Raw genomic sequence first — 20,897 nt, 5'->3', positions numbered from 1 at the left:
TAGGGCGTCATTCTTGTAGTTTATTAAGGTTATTTAGATGAGTTTTGCTCACGTTCTTGAATTGGATTCACAAACCGAGTTACTAGACAGATTAAGCTTATTAACCAATTTTGGTTCTAATTTGATCGCCGTGAATGGCCAATCCGGATATGGAAAATCTTGGTTGGCACAGCGATACCTTGAACTCGGTGCAAGTAACAAAAACCAATGTTTGCTACTTTGTCATTCCAATCAAGATGATGTGCAGCGTCGTATGCTCATCTTGAGCCAGATAGTTTCCGATGCCTTATTCAATCAACAAGATACATTGCTTGATAGCTTAGAACGTATCTTGGGTGATGAAGTGTGTGACATTGCCATTGTGGTTGATGATGCTCATTTGCTGAGTGAAACCCTAGTTTCAGAATTATGGATGCTAGTGCTAGCTGCACAAGCAAATCCAAAATGGAAAATCAACATCTTGCTGTTCACTCAAAGTGGACGTTTGGAATCGGTATTGTCGCGTATTAGTTACGGACAAGAGCTCAAACCGGTTGAGCTTGATATTGAGATGTTGTCAGAAGTCGAAGCGCGTCGTTTCTTTGAATCTTTGGTGATTCGATATGTTGACGATGAGTCTGAAAAACGCGTTCGAGATGCATTTAAGAAAGTCGACCCGATTCCGGGAGACATCATGGCGTTAGGAGAGATGAAAGTGGAAAAAAGGATCATTATCCGCTCAATTGTAGGCTCACCCCTTAACATCGCATTGGTTGTTTTGGTGCTGTTATTGTTGGCCGCTGGTGGTTATTGGTGGATGTACAATCAGCCAAGCCCAGACGACAAAGCGCAGCAAATCACAGGTACGATTGAGCAAACGGCCATCCCAACCCTAACCGAGCCCGAAGTTCAAATCAGCGGTGCGGATTCCGCAATCAGTGACGCGTCAGATACGACAGAGCTTACTGGTGCAACGGACGATTCAGATTCATTACCGCCGGCAGTGACAGAGGAAGTTGCAAGTGTTGGCACTGAAGATAAACAGCAGCGTGTTGTGATTGAGTCGGATGTGGTGGATGCCTTACTTGAAGGTAAACCTGAAGAAGCCAATACCAATGAAATCAAACAAGTTGTGGAAGAATCAGTGCCTCAAGCGCAGAGCAGTTCGAACTCTTCATTGATTAACGTCGTGCAAACAAGCGAACAACCAAAGACAACACAAGCAAATTCAACGAAGCCTATCGTGAAGTTCTCTTTTGCTCGTGAAGAGCTAAAAGCGTTATCACCACGTGCTTATACTTTGCAATTAGGAGCGATGACGGCAATGGAAGATGTGCAAACCTTCCTTGATGAGTACGACCTAAATGGAAAAGTAAGAATTTACCCGACCGTGCGCAGCGGAACAGAATGGTACATCATTACCTATCAAGATTACCCGACTATCCAGCTCGCTCGAGACGCGGTAGAGAGCCTGCCAGATGCGCTTAAATCGGTGAGTCCTTGGGCAAAATCCTTGGGTCAGGTACATCGTGAAATTGATCGCGTGAAATAATCCTGAGCTTCGTTGAAAAATATGTTACATTCCGCAGCCTTAATTTTTGGTCGATAGATAGAGCAGTAGATGAAAAAGCAACGAGCCTTTCTTAAGTGGGCAGGAGGAAAATACGGTCTGGTTGAAGACATCCAACGTCATTTGCCACCGGCTCGAAAGCTAGTTGAACCTTTTGTTGGTGCTGGCTCGGTATTTCTTAACACCGACTATGACCACTACTTGCTGGCAGACATCAACCCCGACCTGATTAATCTCTACAACCTACTGAAAGAGCGCCCTGAGGATTACATCTCCGAAGCGAAGCGTTGGTTTGTTGCAGAGAATAACCGCAAAGAAGCTTATTTGAGCATTCGCGCTGAGTTTAATAAAACTGACGACGTGATGTACCGCTCATTGGCGTTCTTATATATGAACCGTTTCGGTTTTAATGGCTTGTGCCGTTATAACAAGAAGGGCGGTTTCAACGTGCCGTTTGGTTCATATAAAAAACCTTACTTCCCAGAAGCTGAATTGGAATTCTTTGCTGAGAAAGCGAAGAAGGCGACCTTCGTATGTGAAGGCTACCCAGAGACTTTCCGTCGAGCGCGCAAGGGAAGTGTGGTCTACTGTGATCCTCCGTATGCGCCACTGTCGAATACGGCTAACTTTACTTCTTACGCAGGTAACGGCTTCACGCTTGATGACCAAGCGGCACTGGCTGACATCGCGGAGAAAGCAGCGACCGAACGCGGCATTCCCGTTCTGATTTCAAATCACGACACCACATTGACGCGTCGTCTATATCACGGTGCAGAATTGAATGTGGTCAAAGTGAAGCGAACCATCAGTCGCAATGGTAGCGGACGTAATAAAGTCGATGAACTGCTTGCTCTCTTCCGTGCTTCCGACACGGATAATTCAGACTCATAATTCTCACACTATTGTGTCTAAATAGTGGATATCCTGACTGGCTTCGGTAGAATTGCGCGCAACATTGTTTGTTGTTTGCTCGCCACTATTGAGGTCAGGTATGAAAGATTTTCTTATTGCTCCATCCATTTTATCGGCTGATTTTGCTCGTCTAGGTGAAGACGTAGAAAAAGTACTCGCAGCGGGTGCGGATGTGGTGCATTTCGATGTGATGGATAACCACTACGTACCAAACCTGACTTTTGGTGCGCCAATCTGTAAAGCGCTTCGTGACTACGGTATTACCGCTCCAATCGATGTTCACCTAATGGTGAAACCTGTAGACCGCATCATCCCTGACTTCGCGAAAGCGGGTGCATCGATGATTACTTTCCATGTGGAAGCATCAGAACACGTTGACCGTACACTACAGTTGATTAAAGAGCACGGCTGTAAGGCGGGTGTGGTACTTAACCCTGCAACGCCGTTGTCGCACCTTGAATTCATCATGGACAAAGTTGACTTAATTCTTCTAATGTCAGTTAACCCTGGCTTTGGTGGTCAATCATTTATCCCTCACACGCTAGATAAACTGCGTGCAGTACGTAAGATGATCGACGAGTCTGGCCGTGATATCCGCCTAGAAATTGATGGTGGTGTGAAAGTGGATAATATTCGTGAAATCGCAGAAGCGGGTGCAGACATGTTTGTTGCGGGTTCAGCGATTTTCGGCCACCCAGATTACAAGCAAGTGATCGACCAAATGCGTGACGAGCTAGCAAAAGCAAAATAAGCATTGAAGCCCTAATCTTAAAAGGCTGCCACCTTGTTGGCAGCCTTTGTCATCTCTACGGCCACAGCGAAGAAAATATCGCCAGCGCGACGTAAATAATCACTTGCCTATTTTGCTTCCTTTCTGTACTATCCGTCTTCCTTAATTCTCGGTCATTTTTCTTTAGTTCCTTGCTTCCTCTGGACGACCGAGCCAATCGTGGAAGCTAATAATCCGTAAGGAGCAACCAATGCGTCATTACGAAATCGTATTCATGGTGCACCCTGATCAAAGCGAGCAAGTTGCTGGCATGATCGAGCGTTACACTGGTTCAATCACTGAAGCTGGCGGTAAAATCCACCGTCTAGAAGACTGGGGCCGTCGTCAACTGGCTTACCCAATCAACAAGCTTCACAAAGCTCACTACGTTCTAATGAACGTTGAAGCTGGCCAAGAAGTGATCGACGAACTAGAAACTGCTTTCCGTTTCAACGATGCAGTTCTACGTAACATGATCATGCGTACTAAAGCGGCTATCACTGAGCAATCTATCATGCTTAAGCAGAAAGAAGAGCGTGCAGAGCGTGCTCCTCGTCGCGAAGAGCGTGCTGAAGCTAAGCCAGAAGCAGCTGCTGAGTAATATTTCTTATGACCAATCGAATGGAGCTGAGTGGCACCATTGCCAAGCCGCCCATTCGTAGTAAAAGCCCTGGTGGCATTGAACACTGTCGATTTTGGCTAGAGCATCGCTCTACTGTTATCGAAGCTAATCTACCACGACAAGTTTATTGTCGAATGCCGGTAGTAGTTAGTGGGCTTGGGTCACAAGCATTAACTCAGAATTTAGTACAAGGCAGTAACATTAAGGTAGGCGGTTTTGTCGCTTATCAGACCGGCCGAAATGGCGTTGGGAAATTAGTGTTACACGCCGACAACATTACTCAAATTTAAGATCAGGAGATAGCCCATGGCTCGTTTCTTCCGTCGTCGTAAATTCTGCCGTTTCACTGCAGAAGGCGTACAAGAGATTGATTACAAAGACGTAGCAACTCTTAAAAACTACATCACTGAAGCTGGTAAAATCGTACCTAGCCGTATCACTGGTACAAGCGCTAAGTACCAGCGTCAACTAGCTCGCGCTATCAAGCGTTCTCGCTACCTAGCTCTACTACCGTACACTGACAAGCATCAGTAATCGGTTCGTTTTATTAAGAAAGAGGATTAAACAATGCAAGTTATTCTACTTGATAAAATCGGTAACCTAGGTGGTCTTGGCGATACAGTAAACGTTAAGTCTGGCTACGCTCGTAACTTCCTTATCCCTCAAGGTAAAGCAGTTATGGCAACTAAAGGCAACGTTGAAATGTTCGAAGCTCGTCGCGCTGAACTAGAAGCTAAAGTTGCTGAGCAACTAACAGCTGCTGAAGCACGTGCTGAGAAAGTTAACGCTCTAGAAGCAGTTGTTATCGCTTCTAAAGCTGGTGACGAAGGTAAACTATTCGGTTCTATCGGTACTCGTGACATCGCTGACGCTATCACAGCTGCAGGCGTTGAAGTTGCTAAGAGCGAAGTTCGCCTTCCTGAAGGTGCTCTACGTAACACTGGTGAGTTCGAGATCAGCGTTCAACTTCACTCAGAAGTTTTCGCTACTGTGAACGTACAAGTTGTTGCTGCTGAGTAATTCAGTACCAAGCGAAATAGTAAAAAGCACCTCTTAGGAGGTGCTTTTTTTATGTCTGAATAATATGAAAAGCGGGAGTTAGAAGGCAAACAAAAGGTTGACGGAAAACACACTATCCGCCTTGCTCAAGCCCTCTGGCACTTTATCGTGATATTGGCGAGAGTGTGCTAATTTAAGAGCAATGTCTTCGGTAATGTCATTGGTCACACTCAGATCACTATCAACACGAGTGTTGCTTTTACCTGCTACTAAAGTGATATCGGCAGAGAGACTTAAGTTATCTAAAGCTTGCCAAGTAGTATTGATGTTACTACGCAAGATCCCTTCCTGAACGATGTCTGGAAAGACAATGTCGTCGTCATCAATCTCATCTAAGTTTGGTTCTTGATAACGAAAACCAGGGCCGATCTCCGCTTCCAAAGTAAACTTTTCTGTATAAGCGAACTGGTAACCCAAACCGCCAGAAAATGTGTAATCTTTAAAGTAAGCACTGTAGCGTGAATCAACCCCTTTAAAGCTGCCGTACAAGTAAGTTTTTGGACCTAACTTGTAGTCGCTTTGCGCAGTATAGGTAGAAGAGCGTTTATCTTCTTCCCCATCTTTATATAGGTTGTAGTACTTCCATTCGCCGTAAGAACGGTGACGACCAGAAGTGTATTCAGCACTCAGACGAGCATTCAGGGAACGAGAGTCCGTGTTACCTGTGTGAGCTTGATAGCCGAACTCGACCTCAGTTTGTAGAGGGTCGGGCACTTCAATTTCTTGCTCTGGCTGTACTGATTCTTCAGCGTACGATGCTCCCGTGCAAAGTAAGCTAAAGCCAAGTAACCAGTATCGGGACACAAATACCTCGAACGTAATAAAAAAGGAGGGGCATGATACTGATACAGATGTTTTATTGGGTCAATGATAGGTTAATTTTTATTAGACCTAAGCCGGAGAAGCGTGGTGGGCGTTCTCATTTGCGCATCAAACTTAATTAACTGTCTGTTTCAGCATGAATTGGGGAGATTCTACCGCAATCGAGTAATTTCGCACCATAAAAAGCGAATTCTTAGCCATTCACTTGTTGAATTCTTAACAAGTAATTGTCGCTTCAGGGAAGCATCTTGGCTAAGTTTAAGGTTATAATCTCGGGTCATTAGTAGTTATCGAGCAAAGTCATGGCGGAAAACAGAAATCGCAAACCTTCAGACAGTCAGGTCGACGCAATCAAAGTGCCACCTCACTCGCTAGAAGCCGAGCAATCAGTAATTGGTGGTCTCTTACTGGACAATGAACGTTGGGACACGGTCGCTGAGCGTGTTGTGAGCAGTGATTTCTATAGCCGTCCTCATCGTCTCATTTTCGAAGGCGTTAAAACCATTCTTGAGCAGGGCAAGCCTCTCGACTTGATCACCTTGTCTGAGCACCTTGAACGTCACGAACAATTGGAAGACGTGGGTGGCTTTGCGTACCTTGCGGATCTTGCGAAAAACACACCAAGTGCAGCGAACATCAACGCTTACGCGGACATCGTAGCGGAGCGTGCAATCGTGCGCGGCCTGATCGGTGTTGCAAATGAAATTGCGGACGCTGGTTATGATCCACAAGGTCGAAGCTCAGAAGACTTAATTGATATGGCGGAGAGTAAAGTTTTCGCTATTGCAGAATCTCGTACTAGCGAAAACGAAGGCCCACAAAACGTCGATAACATTCTCGAAAAAACGCTAGAGCGTATCGAGATGCTATACAAAACACCTCAAGATGGTGTGACAGGTGTGAACACTGGTTTTAACGACCTCAACAAAAAAACGGCGGGCCTACAAGGTTCTGATTTGGTTATCGTTGCGGCACGTCCATCGATGGGTAAAACCACTTTTGCGATGAACTTGTGTGAAAACGCGGCGATGGACCAAGACAAACCGGTACTGATCTTCTCGCTAGAGATGCCGGCCGAACAGTTGATGATGCGTATGCTTGCGTCCCTATCTCGTGTTGACCAAACCAAGATCCGTACTGGTCAGCTTGATGATGAAGATTGGGCGCGTATTTCTTCTACCATGGGTATCCTAATGCAGAAGAAAAACATGTATATCGATGACAGCTCTGGCCTAACTCCAACCGAAGTTCGTTCCCGTGCTCGTCGTGTGGCGCGTGAACACGGTGGTCTTTCGATGATCATGGTCGACTACCTTCAGCTAATGCGTGTGCCTGCTCTTTCGGATAACCGTACCTTGGAAATCGCGGAAATCTCGCGCTCACTTAAAGCGTTGGCGAAAGAGTTGAATGTGCCTGTCGTTGCGCTATCACAGCTAAACCGTTCCCTAGAGCAACGCGCAGATAAACGTCCGGTTAACTCAGACTTGCGTGAATCGGGCTCTATCGAGCAGGATGCCGACTTGATCATGTTCATTTACCGTGACGAGGTTTACAACCCAGATAGCCCATACAAAGGCACGGCAGAAATTATTCTTGGTAAGCAACGTAACGGCCCTATCGGTTCGGTTCGCTTAACCTTCCAAGGTCAACACTCGCGTTTCGATAACTACGCGGGCCCTGCATTTGATATCGATGATGAGTAATGCAATGAGCTACATGAAAGCTGCGATGGCATGTATTGACTTGTCAGCACTGCAGCACAATTTACAACGCGTGAAAGAACAGGCACCAGAAAGCAAAGTGATGGCGGTGGTGAAGGCAAATGGCTACGGTCATGGTCTTCGTCATGTAGCTAAACACGCTACGCATGCTGATGCCTTTGGCGTTGCTCGCATTGAAGAAGCACTTCAGCTACGCGCTTGTGGCGTGGTAAAGCCGATTCTTTTACTAGAAGGTTTTTACTCATCTGGCGATTTGCCAGTTTTGGTGACCAATAACATTCAAACTGTTGTCCATTGTGAAGAGCAGTTGACGGCGTTGGAGCAAGCAGAGCTTGAAACGCCAGTTGTCGTTTGGCTCAAAATCGATAGTGGCATGCACCGACTTGGTGTGCGTCCAGAACAGTACGATGAATTCATCACACGCCTTAAAGAGTGTCCAAACGTGGCGAAACCGCTACGTTACATGAGTCATTTTGGCTGTGCCGATGAGCTAGGTAATAGTATTACGACAGAGCAGATCGACTTATTTATGTCGCTTACTGCAGGCTGTCAAGGAGAGCGCTCTTTAGCGGCATCGGCAGGCTTACTTGCTTGGCCGCAAAGCCAGTTAGACTGGGTTCGTCCTGGAATCATCATGTACGGCGTGTCTCCATTTGATGATAAAACGGCACAAGACATGGGCTATAAACCCGTCATGACACTGAAATCGCACTTAATCGCGGTACGTGAAGTGAAGAAAGGTGAAAGTGTCGGCTATGGTGGCATGTGGACCAGTGAGCGAGATACTAAAGTCGGTGTCATTGCTGTTGGGTACGGAGATGGTTATCCACGAACAGCACCGAATGGTACGCCAGTTCTTGTTAACGGGCGCAAAGTACCAATTGCAGGTCGCGTTTCTATGGATATGCTGACGGTCGATTTAGGTCCAGACGCGACTGATAAAGTAAGCGACGAAGCTATTTTGTGGGGTATGGATTTACCAGTAGAAGAAGTGGCGAGTCACATCGGCACTATCGCTTATGAATTGGTGACTAAACTGACTTCTCGCGTCGAAATGGAATATTCGAAGTAACCCATGAAGAAAAGATTATTCTCAGTGCTGGCATTCTCTGCCAGCCTTTTTTTATCCCCGCAGATAGTCGCAAAAGAGAAAGACTCAGCATTTGTTCCGTTCTATTTCAGTACGGATACCATGGGTAGCACGATCGGTTTAGCTGGTGTGGCAAAAGGTGTTGGTCAACCTCAAGCTGCATTGTTTGGTATGGGGCTGTATTCTGAGAAAGATAGCTATGTCGGTTTTCTTTCTGCCTTCAACTACGCTTTGTCATCAAATCTTTTGTTTAGCACGCAAATGTATCAAGCGCGCTTTAACGACAACCCATATTACTTAGACAATCAAGGTTCAAACAACTCTTCAACGGAAGACAAAACGATAACCAATGGGGATGAAGAGAACTATAAACTCGAGTTCAAGTATTTGCTTCCTTGGGGTAATGTTCGTGAACACGGACTGCTTGGTGCATTCCAACCCGTGAGAGATGTGAGTTTTGCTTCTCCAGTCGATTCTGGTGTCAGTTCAATTATCTTCACCCCCTTCTATTCTTCTCGTGAGTTAGATATCTACAACGACAAGAAAGAAGAGGCGACCGGGTTTAGCCTGACATTTGATTGGGACAACCGCGACAGTGTGCGTAATACCACGCGAGGCTCCCATACCTCGTTTGACCTAACCACGGGTGCAGAAAGTTTGCAGTCGGAAGACTTATGGCTGAAGTGGGAATTCCAAAACAGTCAGTACTACTCGTTGGGTCCACTTGGTGATTGGTTCGATCAGCAAGTGCTCGCGTTTGATTTCTACACGGCGGATACACCGACATGGAACAAATGCGATGGTTTAATGTGTGCTCGTCCTCCAGAGCAAGAGCAAGTTCGCTTAGGTGGTTTGTATCGTCTACGTGGTTATACCGCGGGTCGCTACCACGGCCGCAGTGCGATTCACTATTCTGCAGAATATCGGGTGCTACCAGACTGGCAGCCGCTCGATGATATCCCTCTCATCAACTACTACGATCTGCCTTGGTGGCAATGGGTCGCGTTTGTTGAAGTAGGGCGAGTAGCGGATGACTACGACTTAAAAACTCTGCATGAAGACATGAAGTGGAACGTGGGTGGCGCAGTGCGCTTTCAAGTCGAGGGGATTGTGGTTCGTGCTGAAATGGCCAAAGGCGCAGATGAAGGCACTTTCCGAGTCATGATCAACCAACCGTTCTAAATCGATATAAAAACAAAGGCTAACCTTGTGAGTTAGCCTTTGTTTTATCTGCTTTATTCGCCGTTGATGGTGGCGATGATGCGTCGACTTCCACCGTAATCTCGGTGCTCACCTAAGTAAATGCCCTGCCATGTTCCCAAAGCTAACTGACCGTTTTGGATAGGAATCGTCACACTACTGCCAAGTAAAGACGCTTTAATATGGGCTGGCATATCATCATCGCCTTCATAAGTGTGCTGGTAGTAAGGCGCTCGTTCAGGCACAAACTTATTAAAGTGGGCTTCCATGTCCATACGTACTGTTGGGTCAGCGTTTTCATTTAAGGTCAGGCTAGCGGACGTATGTTGAATAAACAAATGTAACAAACCTACTGAAAGCGATTGGATTTGTGGTAATTGTTGTTCAATTTCATCAGTGACCAGATGGAAACCACGCTGACGCGCTTTTAATTGCAGTGTTTTTTGTGCCCACATATGCGTTCCTTTGGAAAAATTTGATTTGGCGTCTATCCTAATCCAATTAGAGCCTGTCATTACGAAATGATATGATTCTCAGCATCATAAATGAATTGTTTAAATTCGAAACAGGGAACGTGACCTAACTCAATGTGAGTGTAAAGGCACTCCGTCATAATTGATGGCTGAAAAAAAATTACAAAGACTTGTTTTGTGGCAATTCGCCCTAACATCTTATTTATATTCTATTTGCTAAATCGGGGATTCCGCAGTTTTCGCTAGACTGTAAGGAATGGAACCTACTGTAACATCGGGATAAAGACCATGTTGAAAAATATCAATCCAACGCAAACACAAGCTTGGAAAGCGCTAACTGCGCATTTCGAATCTGCACAAGATATGGATCTGAAAGAGCTATTTGCTCAAGACGCAGCGCGTTTCGACAAATACTCAGCACGCTTCGGCTCAGACATCCTAGTCGATTACTCAAAGAACCTAATCAACGAGGATACTCTGAAGCACCTTTTCGCTCTTGCTAATGAGACTGAGCTTAAGTCAGCAATTGAAGCGATGTTCAGTGGTGAAGCGATCAACAAAACAGAAGATCGCGCTGTTCTTCACACTGCACTGCGTAACCGTTCTAACAAGCCAGTATTGGTTGGCGGCGAAGACGTAATGCCTGCGGTAAACGCAGTTCTTGAGAAAATCAAATCATTCACAGATCGTGTAATTGGCGGTGAGTGGAAAGGTTACACAGGTAAAGCAATCACAGATATCGTAAACATCGGTATCGGCGGTTCTGACCTTGGTCCTTACATGGTGACTGAAGCACTAGCACCATACAAAAACCACCTAAACCTACACTTCGTTTCTAACGTTGATGGTACTCACATCGTTGAGACGCTGAAGAAAGTAGATCCAGAAACAACGCTATTCTTGATCGCGTCTAAGACGTTCACGACTCAAGAAACCATGACAAACGCGCACTCTGCTCGTGATTGGTTCCTAGCAACTGCTGGCGATCAAGCACACGTTGCTAAGCACTTCGCAGCGCTTTCTACTAACGCTCCTGCGGTATCTGAGTTTGGTATCGACACAGACAACATGTTTGAGTTCTGGGACTGGGTTGGTGGTCGTTACTCACTATGGTCAGCAATCGGTCTTTCAATTGCATTGTCTGTAGGTTACGACAACTTTATCGAGCTTCTAGACGGTGCTCACGAGATGGATAACCACTTCGTATCGACAGATCTAGAAAGCAACATCCCTGTGATTCTTGCTTTGATCGGTATTTGGTACAACAACTTCCACGGCGCTGAGTCTGAAGCAATCCTACCTTACGATCAGTACATGCATCGTTTCGCGGCGTACTTCCAGCAAGGTAACATGGAATCTAACGGTAAGTACGTTGACCGTGAAGGCAATGCAGTGACTTACCAAACTGGTCCTATCATCTGGGGTGAACCAGGTACTAACGGTCAGCACGCGTTCTACCAGCTGATTCACCAAGGCACTAAGCTGATCCCATGTGACTTCATTGCACCTGCAATCAGCCACAACCCAGCAAGCGACCACCACCAAAAACTGATGTCTAACTTCTTTGCACAAACAGAAGCATTGGCATTTGGTAAGTCAGCAGAAACAGTAAAAGCAGAATTTGCGAAAGCAGGTAAGAGCGAAGAAGAAATGGCGTCTCTAGTACCGTTCAAAGTATTTGAAGGTAACCGCCCAACGAACTCTATCCTAGTTAAGCAAATCACACCTCGCACGCTAGGTAACCTGATCGCAATGTACGAGCACAAAATCTTCGTTCAAGGCGTTATCTGGAACATCTTCAGCTTCGACCAATGGGGTGTTGAGCTAGGCAAACAACTAGCGAACCAAATCCTACCTGAGCTAGCCGATGAGTCTGAAATCAACTCACACGATAGCTCGACAAATGGTCTAATCAATGCATTTAAAGCGTTTAAAGCTTAATGTTTGAATAGAAAAAGAAAAGGTCAGCAAATGCTGACCTTTTTTATTGCCTGGGGCAGAAACAAAATAGGTTGGTACGGACCAACCTATTTTTTCTCTATTATTCGAAACAAATCTCGATGAAGGCATTTCCCCACTGTGAAGAGAAAGGCATGATGATGATTGAGCCTTCACACTTGTGGCGAATGGTGTGACCTCGACCAGATACTACAACTGGTGTTGCCATATCAAAGTCAAATCCACTTTCCGCTAGAATGCGTTTCGCACCGCCTGTCACCATATTAGTGATCTCACCAACCATATCCGTCACTTCTTCGTTCAGTCCATTTGGACGTTCACCAAGCATGTTCTGCATGATTTCCAGTGCTAACGCTTCATCAAAGGTAATCGACATTGAGCCACGAGTTTGTGGACCAACCATACCGATAAGACCAGAAACGTCACCTCGTGCGATCTCATCTTTCTTGATTCGCGGTTTTTGTGGCTTCAGTTCAAGCGAAGCCATAGTTTTTAGAACATTCATTAAAGAAGCTAAAAACGGGTTTACAAATTCAGCGCGCATAACGTTCTTCTATCTTTCTTATTTCGTCTCCGAGGAACATGCCTGGCATTCGCCATGGGTTTCGATAACTTGATTCGTCAGTTTGAATCCATGTTTCTCGGCGTTATTGGCTAATAAGGATATCAGCGTCTCGTCTTCAAGTTCAACGACATCGCCACATTTATCGCAAATTAGCAGTTGGAAAAAGTGCTGTTGAGTGTTGAACGAACAGCAAGTGATAAAGCTGTTGTTAGATTCCACTCGATGAATAAAGCCTTGTTCTAGAAGAAAATCTAATGCTCGGTATACCGTCGGTGGTTTCGCTTGTGGTTCACTCTCTTTCAGTTGCTCCAATAGCTCATACGCACTAGAGGCGCGGCGATTAGAACAAATGAGCTCAAAAACGCGTCGGCGTTGCGGCGTCAACCTTACTCCGCGCTCAGCGCAGATATGTTCAATTTGTTCAAGGATTGTTGGGTCCAAATCTTTCACCATAACTATCGGACGTGCTTTATGATAAACCATTTCTATACGAAGTTCGTTTAGAAAGGCTTCATTTTACCTACTATCAGAACGAAAATCATGAATTAAAGCAAGCCAGTGTATATCAGAGAGAGTAACCGATATCACAGAACGAGATCCCAATGCCGAAATATGTCTATTGGTAAGTAAGCTCACAACACTCGCATCCACTGCACAGTGGGTATACAATACCCGACTTCATTTTTTGAGCGCACCGTCGCGCTCTATCTTGGCAACGTAAAAACGGGTGTTTATATCATGACTCATTCTTGCAGGCTCTCTGTAGCACCAATGTTGGATTGGACGGATCGTCATTGTCGCTACTTCCATCGCTTAATGACCAAAGAAACCCTGCTGTACACCGAAATGGTGACCACAGGCGCGATCATTCATGGAAAAGGGGATTTCCTGGCTTATAACGAGGAAGAGCATCCGTTAGCCCTTCAGCTTGGTGGCTCAAACCCAACAGATTTGGCAACGTGTGCCAAGCTTGCGCAAGAGCGTGGCTACGATGAGATTAACCTAAACGTTGGTTGTCCATCGGATCGCGTTCAAAATGGTCGCTTTGGTGCATGCCTAATGGCAGAGCCTCAGTTGGTCGCTGACTGCGTTGCAGCGATGAAAGATGTGGTTGATATTCCTGTTACGGTAAAAACTCGTATCGGTATTGATGACCAAGATTCTTACGAGTTCCTAACCGATTTCGTATCTATCGTCTCTGAGAAAGGCGGCTGTGAGCAGTTCACCATCCACGCACGTAAAGCATGGTTAAGTGGTTTAAGCCCGAAAGAGAACCGTGAGATCCCACCATTGGATTACCCACGTGCTTACCAACTGAAGAAAGATTTCTCGCACTTAACGATTGCGATTAATGGTGGTGTGAAATCATTGGAAGAAGCGAAAGAGCATCTACAGCACCTAGATGGCGTGATGATCGGCCGTGAAGCTTACCAAAGCCCTTACTTGCTAGCATCTGTTGACCAAGAGTTGTTTGGTTCAAATGCGCCAGTGAAAAAGCGCAGTGAAATCGTTGAAGAGATGTACCCGTACATTGAAGCGCAATTGGCAAAAGGTGCTTACCTTGGTCATATCTCGCGTCATATGCTGGGTCTGTTTCAAAACATGCCGGGTGCTCGTCAATGGCGTCGTCACATCAGTGAAAACGCGCACAAACCGGGTTCAGGTCTAGAAGTACTGCAAGATGCACTGGCGAAGATTCCAAAAGAATTGAACGTGTAAATTTCACCAGTGGTTGGTGAAAATCACCAACTTACAAATAGAAAAGCCAGAGTGCAGAAATGTCTCTGGCTTTATTTTTACTTATAGATCATGGGGTTATTCTTGTTTTTATAAGTTGGTACAGAACCTGCTCTAGTAAAACTAAAACAAAGGAGAAGTGATTATGTTGGAGCTGATCTTTATTTTAGTATTTGCGGCAACTCTGCTTGTAACTGGTATTACGATGGTGACTGTATTTGCTGCGACTGGCATTGCATTGGTGGTGATGTTCTTATTGGGCATGGTTGGAGCTGTGCTAAAACTATTACCTTGGCTAATAGTGATTGCATTAGGCATATGGTTTTTTAAAAACTTCGTCGCTCAGCCTCGTTATAAGTAACGGATTGTAGAGATTTAGTTGATGGTGGGCTGTGAGAGTATGTTAGTATTTCTCACATGCCCCTTAATGTTGAAATCAGCTATCTCGGAGTAAAAATTACATGATATATAAAGCGACCATCGCTTTAGCGACACTATCGTTGGCAGCATCTTACCCTTGTTTTGCAGAACAAGAGTCTTCTTTCACAACCACGGTTGGTGCAGAAGTTTGGGTTGCGGATACCAAAGTGAATGAAGTAAGAAGAGATAGCGATACAACGGGTACTTTCTACGCAGCGATTGAACATGACGTAAAATACGTACCAAACGCGCGTCTTCGTTACTCAAGCGTTGATGCCGATTACATGGGTTTCGATAAACTAGATCTCACTCTTTACTACCAAATTCTTGAACACGACTTAATGCACTTTGATGCGGGTCTGACCTTTAGTAATTTGAGTGATACAAAATACGTAGACGCAGGTACCAATGCTCGTACAGAAGATTTTGATGAGCTGATTTGGGCTTGGTATGGCTATGCAGAAATCACCGTTCCAAATACAAACTTTGATGTGATTGGTGAGATGAACTTTGGTGATAACAAGGGCATTAAGAGTACTGACCTAATGGCTGGTGTTCAGTACCGTATTCCTTTCCAAGAGTCTGAATTGACATTCCGTGGTGGTTACCGAGTGATCGACTTGGAGTCAGAAGAGTTTCTATCAAGCCTAGGTAAAGAGTTCATTTTTGCGGACGGCTTCTTCGTTGGCGCTCAGTACTCCTTCTAAACACATTTCTCTGAATCTCTTAAAACGTCGCTTTATAAGCGGCGTTTTTTTATATCACTTCATTATATTAAATCTAATTTCTCGCCCAAGTATCAGACTTCGACCATGCTTATCTAGGAGCAATGTATAAAAGTTGGAGCAGGGATTGCGATGACAATAAATGAATTACGACATCTATTTCGTGACAACCAGCTAGTAGAAGCCATCATCGAACCTTCAATTCAAGAAGGTGGGTGGGTTGTTGAGTTTCGCCATGCACGCGGCGGGTTTGTCTGTCTAACGGACAGTCACGGGGAAGAGTGCCATTATGAGGATCTCGATACGGCATCCAAATCGGCAATGGCCGTCGGCTTTCAGCAGGTTCGTATTGAAGATCGGTAAGTCTTAGCGCGACTTGCTTACTTCCAAAAAGTTATAAAACATTCTCTTCTATTCTTTCTTGTTATTAGAGAGAGTGGTTAATCTATCGTCACGCAATGAATAGGGATGTCGTGACAATGTCTTTTCAACAGAATGAATATTCTCACAAGAAAGTGTCGGAAGATAATAATGGGCAAGGTGGTAATCCGCCAATCGCAAGCCCGCTTAATGACCAGCAATTTAACTCACTCCAGCAAACTGTCTCAGAGTTGTCTTCACAGCAACTTGCATGGGTCAGCGGTTACTTCTGGGGACTCGCTCAAAACCAACCAAGTGCAGCTGCTGCAACGCCTATCGCACAGGCGGCTGCTTCTGTTGCTGCAAAACCAGCAGGCAAGCTAAGCATCATTTTTGCTTCTCAAACTGGTAATGCGAAAGGCGTTGCTGAGGCACTAGAGCAAGAAGCCAAAGCAGAAGGCATTGCTGTAGAGCTGTTTGATGCTAGTGATTACAAAGGCAAGAACTTAGCAAAAGAGACTCACGTGATCATCGTGGCGTCGACCAATGGTGAAGGCGAAGCGCCAGACAATGCCATTGAACTGCATGAGTTCCTTCAATCTAAAAAAGCACCCAAGTTACCAAATCTACAATACGCCGTGATTGCGCTTGGTGATTCTAGTTACGAGTTCTTCTGCCAAACGGGCAAAGACTTCGATACTTACTTGTCTAAGTTAGGCGCAACTGCCTTCATTGATCGCATTGATTGTGATGTGGATTATGAAGCGCCGGCCGCTGAATGGCGTAAGCAAGCGCTTGAACAAGTAAAAGAAGCCCTTTCTTCAGGCAATGAAGCAGAAGTTGTTCAACTACCTGTTGGTCAAGCAGCTCCGGGACATTCTGCTTATAACAAGCAAAATCCATATACTGCAACGTTACTGACAAGCCAAAAAATCACAGGTCGCGATTCGGGCAAAGATGTTCGCCACGTAGAGATTGACCTTGAAGAATCAGGTTTAACTTATCAAGCCGGCGATGCTTTAGGTGTGTGGTTCGATAATAGTTCAGAATTAGCCAATGCTATCTTAGCTAAGGCTGGTCTATCCGGTGTAGAAAGTGTTGAAGTGGATGGCGAAAGCCTTTCTATTCATAGTGCATTGGTTAGCAAGTACGAAATCACCGCATCAAACCCTCAGTTTGTCACTAAATTCGCAGAGCTATCTGGTAGTAAGAAACTGCAAAAGCTAGTGGAAGATAAAGACAAGCTTCGTGAGTACGCTGCAAATACCCAAGTTGTAGACGTGCTTGCAGAGAAGAAGACCAAGCTAAGTGCAGAAGAATTGGTTGGTTTACTTCGTCGATTGACACCTCGTCTATATTCTATCGCTTCGAGTCAAACGGAAGTCGATGAAGAAGTCCATCTAACCGTAGGCTTGGTTGAATACGACAAAGGTGATGAAAAACGTTATGGCGGAGCATCGAGTTTCCTCGCTCAACGTCTAGAAGAAGGTGGTGAAGTGAAAGTGTTTGTTGAGCACAACAATAACTTCAAACTGCCACAAGATGACAACACACCAATCATCATGGTTGGTCCTGGTACCGGTATTGCGCCTTTCCGTAGCTTTATTCAAGAGCGTGATAACCGTGACGCGGAAGGTAAGAACTGGTTGTTCTTTGGTGACCGTACCTTTACTCAAGATTTCCTTTACCAAGTTGAATGGCAGAAGTACCTCAAGTCAGGTTTGCTGACTCGCCTTGATGTTGCGTTTAGTCGCGACCAAGCAGAGAAGGTTTACGTTCAACATCGCATCCTAGAAAACGCTGAACAAGTGTGGCAATGGATTCAAGATGGTGCCTACATCTATGTATGTGGTGATGCCACTCGTATGGCAAAAGATGTTCACGATGCGCTGGTATTTGTCGCCGAGCAACAAGGCAAGCTATCTCGTGAAGAAGCCGAAGCATTTATCAACGATCTACGTAAAGCGAAACGTTACCAAAGGGATGTGTACTAATGAGCGCGAATCAACAATCAAACAGCCAAGAAGTATTAGGTGAGGTGCTTGGTCCACTCTCGGATAACGAGCGCCTTAAAAGAGAAAGTAATTTACTGCGTGGAACGATTGAACAAGATCTGCAAGACCGCATTACTGGTGGCTTTACTGCAGACAACTTCCAATTGATTCGTTTTCACGGAATGTACCAGCAAGATGACCGCGATATCCGTAACGAGCGTGCTAAACAAAAGTTGGAGCCGCTACATAACGTCATGCTTCGTGCACGTATGCCGGGTGGCATCATTACACCAAAGCAATGGCTAGCGATCGACAAGTTTGCAACCGAGCACTCTTTATATGGAAGTATTCGCCTTACTACTCGTCAAACGTTCCAGTTCCATGGCGTGCTAAAACCAAATATCAAGTTGATGCACCAAACGTTAAACAGCATTGGTATTGACTCGATTGCAACTGCGGGTGACGTTAACCGTAACGTGTTGTGTACCACTAACCCAGTGGAGTCGGAGCTACACCAAGAAGCTTACGAATGGGCGAAGAAGATCAGCGAGCATCTACTACCGAAGACACGTGCTTATGCAGAGATTTGGTTGGACGGTGAAAAAGTAGAAAGCACGGAAGAAGACGAACCGATTCTGGGTAAGAACTATCTACCACGTAAGTTTAAAACCACAGTGGTTATTCCACCGCAAAATGACGTAGACGTACACGCTAACGATCTTAACTTCGTAGCGATTGCAGATAACGGCAAGCTGGTTGGTTTTAACGTGCTTGTTGGTGGTGGTCTAGCGATGACGCATGGCGATACGTCAACTTATCCACGTAGAGCGGATGACTTTGGTTTTATCCCACTAGAGAAAACACTTGATGTTGCCGCTGCTGTAGTAACAACTCAACGTGATTGGGGTAACCGTTCTAACCGTAAGAATGCAAAAACCAAATACACATTAGATCGTGTCGGTAGTGATGTGTTTAAAGCGGAAGTAGAAAAACGTGCCGGTGTTAAATTTGAGCAAAGCCGCCCTTACGAATTCACGGAACGTGGTGACCGTATCGGTTGGGTTGAAGGTATCGATGGTAAGCATCACCTAGCACTCTTCATCGAAAACGGCCGTCTATTAGATTTCCCGGGTAAACCACTTAAGACTGGTGTTGCTGGAATTGCCAAAATCCATAAAGGCGATTTCCGTATGACAGCAAACCAAAACCTGATTGTTGCTGGTGTACCAAAAAGCCAAAAAGCGAAGATCGAGAAGATTGCTCGTGAACATGGTTTGATGGATGACGGCGTAAGTGAACAACGTAAGAACTCGATGGCGTGTGTGGCGTTTCCAACATGTCCATTAGCAATGGCAGAAGCAGAGCGTTTTCTACCTCAGTTCGTAACCGATGTAGAAGGTATTCTAGAAAAGCATGGTTTACCTGAAGAAGACAATATCATTCTACGAGTAACAGGGTGTCCAAATGGTTGTGGTCGAGCAATGCTGGCAGAAATCGGCTTAGTTGGTAAAGCACCAGGTCGATACAACTTACACCTAGGTGGTAACCGCGGTGGTACTCGAGTACCGAAGATGTATAAAGAGAACATTACGGATAAGCAAATCTTAGAAGAGATTGATCAGCTGGTGGCTCGTTGGGCTGCTGAACGTGAAGAAGGCGAAGCATTTGGTGACTTCACGATTCGAGCTGGCATTATCCAAGAAGTGTTAGTATCAAAGAGGGACTTCCATGCTTGATTCTGTAGCGTCCAAACCGGAGCTAGCAGAGTTACTGACATTAACTAAGACGGAGCAAATCCTCCGTCTTGCTCAAATCAATGTCGAGCTCGAACAGCTTTCGGCACAAGAGAGAGTAAAGTGGGCATTGGATAATTTGGAAGGGGAGTTCGCTGTCTCATCCAGTTTCGGTATCCAAGCTGCAGTGATGCTCCATCTTGTGACACAACAAAAACCGGATATCCCTATCATCCTAACGGACACCGGTTATCTATTTGCAGAGACTTATCAATTTATCGACCAGCTGAAAGCGCAACTGAACCTCAACCTTAAAGTGTACCGAGCAAAAGAAAGTGCCCATTGGCAAGAAGCGCGTTACGGAAAACTTTGGGAACAAGGCGTAGAGGGAATTGAAAAGTACAACAAGATAAATAAGGTTGAACCAATGCGACGAGCTCTGCGAGAGCAAAACGTTGGAACTTGGTTCTCAGGGCTGCGTCGAGAGCAAAGTCAGTCTCGTGCTGGTCTACCAATCTTATCGATCCAAAATGGCGTATTTAAATTCTTACCAGTGATCGACTGGACGAATAAAGATGTCCACTACTATTTAGAAGAACATGGCTTGAGTTATCACCCGTTGTGGGAGCAAGGTTATCTTTCAGTAGGCGATACGCACACCACGAGAAAGTGGGAACCGGGCATGTCAGAAGAAGAAACGCGCTTCTTCGGTTTAAAACGTGAATGTGGATTACATGAAGATGACGATAATGAACAAGATGGTTCTGGCATTTAGTTGTTAAGCCCGTAAAAGCCGTGTTCAGGTCTAATAAAGAAAGCTGCTGCAAAGCAGCTTTCTTTATTTATGGAGGCTAAAAATAAGGGTAAAAAGGATAACTCTGTGGATAAGTTGTTTGCTATCTATGGGTAAAGTTGGATAAATAAGGCTTTGATCGAAAAGTCGTCGCTTAACCATTATTTTTGCAATTTTTGCAAAATAACGCTTGCCAATGTGAGCGCGATCTCTATAATGCCTCCTTGTCGACAGGGCAGAGCTCACAAGGCTTCAAGGCGAAGTCGACAAGGTCAGAAAGAAAAACGAAATAATTTGAAAAAGTGTTTGACACAGAAAATTATCTCGCTAGAATGGCCGCCTCTTCCGAAGTGATGTGAGTCACAAAGAAGAGTAGCTCTTTAAAAATAAGAAC

General features: G+C 45.2%; 22 protein-coding genes. 18 read left to right on the top strand and 4 right to left on the bottom strand.

Features of this window, described 5'->3' with window-relative positions:
* Window positions 1-37: 37 nt before the first annotated feature.
* The 7 genes from H735_RS22125 (at window position 38) to rplI (ending at window position 4,872) form a co-directional block, all read left to right on the top strand.
* Window positions 38-1,531 carry an SPOR domain-containing protein gene (locus H735_RS22125; RefSeq protein WP_020196766.1) on the top strand — a complete coding sequence of 498 codons (1,494 nt, stop codon included), beginning with the start codon at window positions 38-40 and terminating at the stop codon, window positions 1,529-1,531.
* A 69-nt stretch (window positions 1,532-1,600) separates the two neighbouring features.
* Window positions 1,601-2,440, top strand: a complete 840-nt coding sequence (locus tag H735_RS22120) for a Dam family site-specific DNA-(adenine-N6)-methyltransferase (RefSeq protein WP_020196767.1) — start codon at window positions 1,601-1,603, stop codon at window positions 2,438-2,440.
* A 100-nt stretch (window positions 2,441-2,540) separates the two neighbouring features.
* Entirely contained in the window at window positions 2,541-3,212 is a 672-nt protein-coding gene (gene rpe, locus H735_RS22115; RefSeq protein ID WP_005438444.1) for a ribulose-phosphate 3-epimerase, read from the top strand.
* A gap of 229 nt (window positions 3,213-3,441) precedes the next feature.
* Window positions 3,442-3,831 (top strand): 30S ribosomal protein S6, encoded by a 390-nt coding sequence (gene rpsF, locus H735_RS22110; RefSeq protein WP_005438446.1) that lies wholly within the window; start codon window positions 3,442-3,444, stop codon window positions 3,829-3,831.
* An 8-nt stretch (window positions 3,832-3,839) separates the two neighbouring features.
* Window positions 3,840-4,142: a primosomal replication protein N gene (gene priB / locus H735_RS22105; RefSeq protein WP_005438449.1), complete on the top strand. Its 303-nt coding sequence runs from the start codon at window positions 3,840-3,842 to the stop codon at window positions 4,140-4,142.
* Between the two features lie 16 nt (window positions 4,143-4,158).
* Window positions 4,159-4,386 (top strand): 30S ribosomal protein S18, encoded by a 228-nt coding sequence (gene rpsR, locus H735_RS22100; RefSeq protein WP_000090472.1) that lies wholly within the window; start codon window positions 4,159-4,161, stop codon window positions 4,384-4,386.
* Window positions 4,387-4,419: 33 nt separating this feature from the next.
* Window positions 4,420-4,872: a 50S ribosomal protein L9 gene (gene rplI, locus H735_RS22095; RefSeq protein WP_005438451.1), complete on the top strand. Its 453-nt coding sequence runs from the start codon at window positions 4,420-4,422 to the stop codon at window positions 4,870-4,872.
* A 78-nt stretch (window positions 4,873-4,950) separates the two neighbouring features.
* Here the strand turns inward: rplI and H735_RS22090 are convergent, their stop codons facing one another.
* Complete coding sequence (locus tag H735_RS22090) at window positions 4,951-5,715, bottom strand: DUF481 domain-containing protein (protein WP_005438452.1); 765 nt, start codon at window positions 5,713-5,715, stop codon at window positions 4,951-4,953.
* Window positions 5,716-6,035: 320 nt separating this feature from the next.
* On the opposite strand from H735_RS22090, the gene H735_RS22085 reads away from it, so the two are divergent.
* Genes H735_RS22085 through H735_RS22075 form a run of 3 tightly spaced genes read left to right on the top strand, consistent with a single transcriptional unit; the run spans window position 6,036 to window position 9,726 of the window.
* Window positions 6,036-7,436, top strand: coding sequence for a replicative DNA helicase (locus tag H735_RS22085; RefSeq protein WP_020196769.1), 1,401 nt, complete (start codon window positions 6,036-6,038; stop codon window positions 7,434-7,436).
* Between the two features lie 4 nt (window positions 7,437-7,440).
* Window positions 7,441-8,526 carry an alanine racemase gene (gene alr / locus H735_RS22080; RefSeq protein ID WP_042980418.1) on the top strand — a complete coding sequence of 362 codons (1,086 nt, stop codon included), beginning with the start codon at window positions 7,441-7,443 and terminating at the stop codon, window positions 8,524-8,526.
* A 3-nt stretch (window positions 8,527-8,529) separates the two neighbouring features.
* A complete protein-coding gene (locus tag H735_RS22075; protein WP_020196771.1) occupies window positions 8,530-9,726 on the top strand; it encodes a BamA/TamA family outer membrane protein in 1,197 nt (398 codons plus the stop codon).
* A 53-nt stretch (window positions 9,727-9,779) separates the two neighbouring features.
* Here H735_RS22075 and H735_RS22070 read toward each other — a convergent pair whose 3' ends face one another.
* Window positions 9,780-10,199, bottom strand: a complete 420-nt coding sequence (locus H735_RS22070) for a secondary thiamine-phosphate synthase enzyme YjbQ (RefSeq protein WP_005438458.1) — start codon at window positions 10,197-10,199, stop codon at window positions 9,780-9,782.
* A 306-nt stretch (window positions 10,200-10,505) separates the two neighbouring features.
* Between H735_RS22070 and pgi the strand changes: the two genes are divergently transcribed.
* Window positions 10,506-12,158: a glucose-6-phosphate isomerase gene (pgi, locus tag H735_RS22065; RefSeq protein ID WP_020196772.1), complete on the top strand. Its 1,653-nt coding sequence runs from the start codon at window positions 10,506-10,508 to the stop codon at window positions 12,156-12,158.
* A gap of 100 nt (window positions 12,159-12,258) precedes the next feature.
* Here pgi and H735_RS22060 read toward each other — a convergent pair whose 3' ends face one another.
* Window positions 12,259-12,720, bottom strand: coding sequence for a chemotaxis protein CheX (locus H735_RS22060; protein WP_005381269.1), 462 nt, complete (start codon window positions 12,718-12,720; stop codon window positions 12,259-12,261).
* Between the two features lie 18 nt (window positions 12,721-12,738).
* Window positions 12,739-13,194, bottom strand: coding sequence for a zinc uptake transcriptional repressor Zur (zur, locus tag H735_RS22055; RefSeq protein ID WP_009697566.1), 456 nt, complete (start codon window positions 13,192-13,194; stop codon window positions 12,739-12,741).
* Window positions 13,195-13,479: 285 nt separating this feature from the next.
* Between zur and dusA the strand changes: the two genes are divergently transcribed.
* From dusA to H735_RS22020, 7 genes are all read left to right on the top strand, one after another.
* Entirely contained in the window at window positions 13,480-14,460 is a 981-nt protein-coding gene (dusA, locus tag H735_RS22050; RefSeq protein ID WP_027726745.1) for a tRNA dihydrouridine(20/20a) synthase DusA, read from the top strand.
* Between the two features lie 163 nt (window positions 14,461-14,623).
* Complete coding sequence (gene pspG / locus H735_RS22045) at window positions 14,624-14,839, top strand: envelope stress response protein PspG (RefSeq protein WP_005438463.1); 216 nt, start codon at window positions 14,624-14,626, stop codon at window positions 14,837-14,839.
* Between the two features lie 100 nt (window positions 14,840-14,939).
* Window positions 14,940-15,605 carry a TIGR04219 family outer membrane beta-barrel protein gene (locus H735_RS22040; RefSeq protein ID WP_020196774.1) on the top strand — a complete coding sequence of 222 codons (666 nt, stop codon included), beginning with the start codon at window positions 14,940-14,942 and terminating at the stop codon, window positions 15,603-15,605.
* A gap of 150 nt (window positions 15,606-15,755) precedes the next feature.
* Window positions 15,756-15,986, top strand: coding sequence for a hypothetical protein (locus H735_RS22035; RefSeq protein ID WP_020196775.1), 231 nt, complete (start codon window positions 15,756-15,758; stop codon window positions 15,984-15,986).
* A gap of 116 nt (window positions 15,987-16,102) precedes the next feature.
* On the top strand, window positions 16,103-17,977 hold the full coding sequence (locus H735_RS22030; protein WP_020196776.1) for an assimilatory sulfite reductase (NADPH) flavoprotein subunit: 1,875 nt from the start codon (window positions 16,103-16,105) through the stop codon (window positions 17,975-17,977).
* Window positions 17,977-19,713, top strand: coding sequence for an assimilatory sulfite reductase (NADPH) hemoprotein subunit (gene cysI / locus H735_RS22025; protein WP_020196777.1), 1,737 nt, complete (start codon window positions 17,977-17,979; stop codon window positions 19,711-19,713). Before H735_RS22030 ends, cysI begins: the two co-directional genes overlap by 1 nt.
* Window positions 19,706-20,485, top strand: coding sequence for a phosphoadenylyl-sulfate reductase (locus H735_RS22020; protein ID WP_009705533.1), 780 nt, complete (start codon window positions 19,706-19,708; stop codon window positions 20,483-20,485). The genes cysI and H735_RS22020 overlap by 8 nt, the downstream gene beginning before the upstream one ends.
* The last annotated feature ends 412 nt before the right edge of the window (window positions 20,486-20,897 follow it).

Origin of the sequence: Vibrio owensii CAIM 1854 = LMG 25443, from assembly GCF_000817815.1 — a bacterium.
In the GTDB taxonomy this organism is placed as follows: domain Bacteria; phylum Pseudomonadota; class Gammaproteobacteria; order Enterobacterales; family Vibrionaceae; genus Vibrio; species Vibrio owensii.
This window is presented reverse-complemented; position numbering and strand designations above follow the sequence as displayed.

Coding starts and splice junctions, on each gene's coding strand:
- H735_RS22125 (WP_020196766.1), top strand. CDS start 38: ATGAGTTTTGCTCACGTTCTTGAATTGGATTCACAAACCGAGTTACTA.
- H735_RS22120 (WP_020196767.1), top strand. CDS start 1,601: ATGAAAAAGCAACGAGCCTTTCTTAAGTGGGCAGGAGGAAAATACGGT.
- rpe (WP_005438444.1), top strand. CDS start 2,541: ATGAAAGATTTTCTTATTGCTCCATCCATTTTATCGGCTGATTTTGCT.
- rpsF (WP_005438446.1), top strand. CDS start 3,442: ATGCGTCATTACGAAATCGTATTCATGGTGCACCCTGATCAAAGCGAG.
- priB (WP_005438449.1), top strand. CDS start 3,840: ATGACCAATCGAATGGAGCTGAGTGGCACCATTGCCAAGCCGCCCATT.
- rpsR (WP_000090472.1), top strand. CDS start 4,159: ATGGCTCGTTTCTTCCGTCGTCGTAAATTCTGCCGTTTCACTGCAGAA.
- rplI (WP_005438451.1), top strand. CDS start 4,420: ATGCAAGTTATTCTACTTGATAAAATCGGTAACCTAGGTGGTCTTGGC.
- H735_RS22085 (WP_020196769.1), top strand. CDS start 6,036: ATGGCGGAAAACAGAAATCGCAAACCTTCAGACAGTCAGGTCGACGCA.
- alr (WP_042980418.1), top strand. CDS start 7,441: ATGAGCTACATGAAAGCTGCGATGGCATGTATTGACTTGTCAGCACTG.
- H735_RS22075 (WP_020196771.1), top strand. CDS start 8,530: ATGAAGAAAAGATTATTCTCAGTGCTGGCATTCTCTGCCAGCCTTTTT.
- H735_RS22070 (WP_005438458.1), bottom strand. CDS start 10,199: ATGTGGGCACAAAAAACACTGCAATTAAAAGCGCGTCAGCGTGGTTTC.
- pgi (WP_020196772.1), top strand. CDS start 10,506: ATGTTGAAAAATATCAATCCAACGCAAACACAAGCTTGGAAAGCGCTA.
- H735_RS22060 (WP_005381269.1), bottom strand. CDS start 12,720: ATGCGCGCTGAATTTGTAAACCCGTTTTTAGCTTCTTTAATGAATGTT.
- zur (WP_009697566.1), bottom strand. CDS start 13,194: ATGGTGAAAGATTTGGACCCAACAATCCTTGAACAAATTGAACATATC.
- dusA (WP_027726745.1), top strand. CDS start 13,480: ATGACTCATTCTTGCAGGCTCTCTGTAGCACCAATGTTGGATTGGACG.
- pspG (WP_005438463.1), top strand. CDS start 14,624: ATGTTGGAGCTGATCTTTATTTTAGTATTTGCGGCAACTCTGCTTGTA.
- H735_RS22040 (WP_020196774.1), top strand. CDS start 14,940: ATGATATATAAAGCGACCATCGCTTTAGCGACACTATCGTTGGCAGCA.
- H735_RS22035 (WP_020196775.1), top strand. CDS start 15,756: ATGACAATAAATGAATTACGACATCTATTTCGTGACAACCAGCTAGTA.
- H735_RS22030 (WP_020196776.1), top strand. CDS start 16,103: ATGTCTTTTCAACAGAATGAATATTCTCACAAGAAAGTGTCGGAAGAT.
- cysI (WP_020196777.1), top strand. CDS start 17,977: ATGAGCGCGAATCAACAATCAAACAGCCAAGAAGTATTAGGTGAGGTG.
- H735_RS22020 (WP_009705533.1), top strand. CDS start 19,706: ATGCTTGATTCTGTAGCGTCCAAACCGGAGCTAGCAGAGTTACTGACA.